The sequence below is a fragment of the Candidatus Zixiibacteriota bacterium genome (assembly GCA_014728145.1).
Taxonomy (GTDB): domain Bacteria; phylum Zixibacteria; class MSB-5A5; order JAABVY01; family JAABVY01; genus WJMC01.
In genome coordinates, this window is the sequence record WJMC01000092.1 from 1 (window position 1) to 2,774 (window position 2,774).

Below are 2,774 nucleotides of genomic sequence, written 5' to 3' on the forward strand. Positions count from 1 at the left end.
GCGCGATCGAATTAGACGAAATCCTCGATCAGCATATGCAGGCTTTGGGTGGGCGCGAGAATCTCGCCAGGTTCGAATCATTTCATTACGTGGCGGATTTAAAAATGGGCGGTATGAACGGCAAAGCCGAGATGTATTACGAGAAGCCGGACAAGGTTCTTTTAAAGGCGGACCTGTCGGTTTTCAAAATCGCCCAGGGCCTCTATAACGGTAAATACTGGATGAAAGACCAGACCGGCACATTGCGTGAACTCTCCGGTTACGAGCTGAAGATGTTTAAAACAGAATTGTATATCAGCTCCTATGAGTACCTGCTCAATGATGACATCCGCAAGCATTTCAGCTATGAAGGTGATGTCGAGTTCGACGGGCGACAGTGCCATAAGCTGGTGTTTGCTCCGCCTGATGGTGACAGGACGGAGCTGTTTATCGATAACAAGGATTACCTCGTAGCTGGAACCTACCTCAAGGTTCAGGGACTACCGATTAAAGTCACATATTCAGACTGGCGCAAAGTCGAGGGCGTTAAGTTCCCCTTCCGGACAGTGCAGGATATGGGTAACCCGCTTCTCATGACGGTTATCGAAGTGACCGGCCTCGAGATGAACACGGATATTCCTGATGCTGTTTTTATTCCACCAACCACAGCTACTGCGGATCATGTCTTTGAGGATGATGACCTGAAGACCGACGCGCCGCTTAAGCGCAGTATCCATCATATCTATGTCCCGCTCAAGATAAATGGTCAGGGACCATTCATGTTCCTGCTGGATTCCGGTGCTGGTATGACAATTGTCGGACGACGCATCGCCGATTCATTAGGCCTCAAGGATATCGGCAATATGCCTGCTGCTGGTGTGGGAGGGATTGAAGTCGCCAACTTTTGCAGGATCGACAGCCTCAGGGTGGGTGAACTGACCATGTTCGACCTGACCGGCGGGGTTCTGGACCTGTCATTTTTCAATACGATCGCGTTGATTCCGCTGGATGGTATTCTGGGGTATGATCTTTTTGCTCAATTGATTGTCGAGATCGATTATGAAGACAAGGAACTCAAGATATATGATCCCCGGAGTGATAAGTTTAAAGGTGGCGAGGATACGCTGGATATTCGCGTGGAGAGCAACCATCCGATAGTGACCGCCACAATCAATGACTCAATTACCGGGCAGTTTCGTATGGACACCGGAAGCCATAACTTCCTTGACCTGAATACACCCCTGGTGCGAAAGTATAAGCTTTTAGAGAACGTTAACGAAACGCTGGGCGAGATGCCTCTGCTGGGGATCGGGGGGTCATCCAAGTCCACGCTGGCTTACCTAAACTCTTTCAGCATGGGCGATTACCGCCTGACGAAAATCCTCACGGGATTTAACGTGGCCGACAGCGGTATATTTTCCGCCGAGAATGTCGATGGTAATATCGGCGGTGGAATCCTGTCGATGTTCAAGATTGCTTTCGATTACCCCGAACAGAAGGTCTATCTTACTAAATACGAGGAGGCCGAGGAAAGCGGAAGCGAGTTTATCAGCTCCGGGATCGTACTCCGCAAAAGCGACGGTGTTATTGAGATTTTCAGGGTGATGCCCGGAACACCTGCCGAGGAAATTGGATTACAGGAAGGTGACAGGCTGATTTCTATTGAAGGAGAGAAGCTTACGGAAAAGAGCCTGAAGGAAGTTTACGATTTATTGAGTGGTGATGAAGGCGATAAGTTCTGGATCGAGTACGAGCGCGACAGCAGAACTCGCAAGGCTCAGCTTCAGCTTAAAAAAATATACTAAATCCTGTTGGCAGAGGTGAGTAGATTGAAAACTAAATTATTTCCATTTGCTATCGGCTTTATGCTGGTTATTCTTGTCTCTTTTCAAAATCTATCTGCTGTTGAGCGCGAGCCCTTCATGGAGGAAGGCAAGAACTCAAATAATTCTCTGAAAGGGATCAGTTATGTCGGGATCAGGCTGGGGATAAATCATATTACCCAGGAAGAACCGGATGTGGCATACACAAATTATAATGTTTCGGCCAACCGCGACGGGTTTTATACCGAAGGTTTTTTCAACTGGCATTTCATGAATGAAATCGCTCTCGAAGTCGGACTGGCCTCGGCCAGCAGGGGAGAGTTTACCTGGCGCACACCGGATGGTACCCTGTTTGGAAACATCAATCTTTACCCGATTATGGCCGGGCTCAAGATCAAACCTCTGGCATCGCTTCTGGTGGATCACTACCAGCCCTATGTCAGCGGAGGCGGATCGTTCGTGATCGGCCGTGCTGTAGTCGAAGGAGCGAACTTTTATGATCCCTATATCTACTATGATCCCAGCCTGGAGGATGAAACCACATTCGGATGGTGGCTGGGTGGTGGTTTCGATTCGTTCATTTCGACCACAATTTGCTTGACAGCCAATGTAAAATACCAACATATAAATTTTGGTACGGCGATAGGCGGTTATGAAAATCATTCCGGCTATCAGATTTCAGTGGGAGCCGCATACATTTTCAGGAATAAATAATAAAAAAGGAGTTTTTATGGGTGCAAAGGTTGCTATCAATGGATTTGGAAGAATTGGTCGACTGGTTCTACGTTCGGCTTTAAAACACAAGGCCGACCTTGATTTTGTATCAATCAACGATATCGCCGACGCTCACACCCTGGCCCATCTGTTCAAGTATGATTCGGTGCACGGTGTCTACCCGGGCGAGGTCACTGCGACCGATGACAGCATTACAATCGACGGCAAGAAACTCAACGTAACCGCGATTAAAGACCC

Annotated in this window: 3 protein-coding genes; all 3 read left to right on the forward strand. The window is 48.2% G+C overall.

What is annotated here, in order from left to right; all coding sequences use genetic code 11:
- On the forward strand, nt 1–1,784 hold a 1,784-nt coding region (locus GF404_05845; GenBank protein ID MBD3381704.1), incomplete at its 5' end, for a PDZ domain-containing protein.
- A 24-nt stretch (nt 1,785–1,808) separates the two neighbouring features.
- Nucleotides 1,809–2,516, forward strand: a complete 708-nt coding sequence (locus tag GF404_05850) for a hypothetical protein (protein ID MBD3381705.1) — start codon at nt 1,809–1,811, stop codon at nt 2,514–2,516.
- Between the two features lie 16 nt (nt 2,517–2,532).
- Nucleotides 2,533–2,774: type I glyceraldehyde-3-phosphate dehydrogenase (locus GF404_05855; protein MBD3381706.1), on the forward strand; the 242-nt coding region annotated here is incomplete at its 3' end.